The organism is Sphingomonas sp., assembly GCF_040398505.1.
Classification (GTDB): domain Bacteria; phylum Pseudomonadota; class Alphaproteobacteria; order Sphingomonadales; family Sphingomonadaceae; genus Sphingomonas.
Genome location: NZ_JBBATX010000189.1, coordinates 1 through 2,163 on the forward strand (window position 1 = coordinate 1; position 2,163 = coordinate 2,163).

Here is a 2,163-nt window from a genome sequence, read left to right on the forward strand (position 1 = left end):
GTGATCTTCAACCCGAGCTTCCCGTATCGTTTCGTCCACACCGTGATCGCCGCCTATCTGACGACCTCGCTGGTGGTCGGCGCGACCGGCGCGTGGCATTTGCTGAAGGACAAAACCGATCCGCATGCCCGGAAAATCTTCAGCATGGCGATGTGGATGGCGGCGATTGTCGCACCGATTCAGATCTTCGTGGGCGACGAACACGGCTTGAACACACTGAAGTATCAACCGGCCAAGGTGATGGCGATGGAGGGGCATTATGACAGCCACCCCAAGGGCGCGCCGCTGATCCTGTTCGGCATTCCCAATCCCGAAAAGAAACGGATCGATTATGCGGTCCAAATTCCAAAGCTTTCGTCACTGATCCTCAAGCATGATCTCAACGCGCCGCTCGCCGGGCTCGACACGATCGCGCAGGACAAGCAGCCGCCGGTCGCGATCCTGTTCTGGTCGTTCCGCGTGATGGTCGGTTTGGGCTTCGCGATCTTCGGGCTCGGCCTGTGGAGCCTGTTCGCGCGCTGGCGCGGCAAGCTGTACGACTGGCCGTGGCTGCACCGCGCGGGTGTGCTGATGGGGCCGGCCGGGTTCGTCGCGGTGATCGCCGGCTGGATCACGACCGAAACCGGGCGCCAACCATACACGGTGTACGGCCTGCTGCGCACCGTGGACAGCGCATCGCCACTCGCGGCGCCCGCGGTCGCCGCGTCGCTGATCGCCTTCGTCCTTGTCTATTTCGCGGTGTTCGGCGTCGGCACTTGGTATATTCTGCGGCTGATCGGCAAGGGCGTTCAAAAGGGCGAAAGCGAGATCGATGACGCGCCGATCCGCACCGCTGCGACCACGCCCTTGCCCGCGCATTATCCCGGAGGGCAAGCGGCATGATCAACGCCGACCTTGCCACGATTTGGGCCTTTATCATCGCTTTCGCCGTGTTCGGCTATGTCGTGCTCGACGGGTTCGATCTGGGGATCGGCATCCTGTTCCCCGCCTTCAAAGTGGGCGCGGATCGCGACGCAGCGATGAACGCGATCGCGCCGGTGTGGGACGGGAATGAAACGTGGCTGGTGCTGGGTGGCGGCGGACTGTTCGCCGCCTTCCCGCTTGCCTATGCGATCCTGATGCCGGCACTGTACCCGCCGATCATCGCGATGCTGCTGGGGCTCGTGTTTCGCGGCGTAGCGTTCGAATATCGCTGGCGCGACCCCGGGCATCGCCGCTGGTGGGACTTGGCCTTCACCGCCGGATCGTTCACCGCCGCGTTCGCGCAAGGCGTGATCTTGGGTGCTTTGCTGCAGGGCGTGAAGGTGTCCGGACGCGCCTATGGCGGTGCATGGCTCGATTGGTTGACGCCGTTCAGTCTCCTGACCGGCGTGAGCGTGGTCGTCGGCTATGCACTGCTCGGCGCGACGTGGCTGATCGCCAAGACCGAGGGGCGGACCGCCGAACAGGCACTTGGCTTCGCGCGCTGGCTGGGGGTGGCGACGCTCGGGGCGGTGGCCTTGGTCAGCCTTGCCACGCCGTTTCTCAACCATGATTATTACAGCCGTTGGTTCCGGATGCCGGGGCTGTTGCTGACCGCGCCGGTGCCGATCCTCGTGGCGGGCATCGCATTGCTGTTTTGGCGCGCGCTTGGGCGGAGTGCGCAAATCCTGCCGTTCGTGCTGACGATTGCGGTCTTTGCTTTATGCTTCATTGGGCTGGTGATCAGCATGTATCCCTATATCGTGCCCGATGCCGTGACGATCTGGCAGGCCGCGGCACCCGAATCATCGCAAGTCTTCATGCTGGTCGGCGTCGGCATCATGCTGCCGCTGATCATCGGCTATACCGCCTGGGGCTATTGGGTGTTCCGCGGTAAGGTCGGCGAGGGTTACCATTGATCGTTGACAACCCCGCAGCGCCGTTGTGGAAGCGGCTTGCCTGGATGGCGGGCATATGGGCGATGAGCGTCACCGCGCTCGGCGTGGTGACGTTTGGCATCAGACTGTGGTTACGCGCCTGATCTCTCCAACTTAAGGGCGTGCGCACGGTGGATTGGGGCATTTTCAAGCGCCAGATGGGCGAGCAACTGCACATCAGCGACGATGCGCTGCATGTCCATGCCGGGATGGCGATCCTGATCGTCGTGGCGTTGCTGCTGCGACGCCCGCCGTGGAACTGGCG

Annotated in this window: 3 protein-coding genes; all 3 read left to right on the plus strand. The window is 63.3% G+C overall.

Annotated elements, in window-relative coordinates:
* Nucleotides 1-882: cytochrome ubiquinol oxidase subunit I (locus ABWP09_RS14240; protein WP_353205778.1), on the plus strand; the 882-nt coding region annotated here is incomplete at its 5' end.
* A complete protein-coding gene (gene cydB, locus ABWP09_RS14245) occupies nt 879-1,880 on the plus strand; it encodes a cytochrome d ubiquinol oxidase subunit II (protein ID WP_353205779.1) in 1,002 nt (333 codons plus the stop codon). The genes ABWP09_RS14240 and cydB, both read left to right, overlap by 4 nt.
* Complete coding sequence (locus ABWP09_RS14250; RefSeq protein WP_502959804.1) at nt 1,877-2,002, plus strand: DUF2474 domain-containing protein; 126 nt, start codon at nt 1,877-1,879, stop codon at nt 2,000-2,002. The genes cydB and ABWP09_RS14250 overlap by 4 nt, the downstream gene beginning before the upstream one ends.
* Nucleotides 2,003-2,163 lie beyond the last annotated feature (161 nt).

Bases quoted from the DNA above. Each gene is read 5' to 3' on its own strand.
- cydB (WP_353205779.1), top strand. From the start codon at position 879: ATGATCAACGCCGACCTTGCCACGATTTGGGCCTTTATCATCGCTTTC.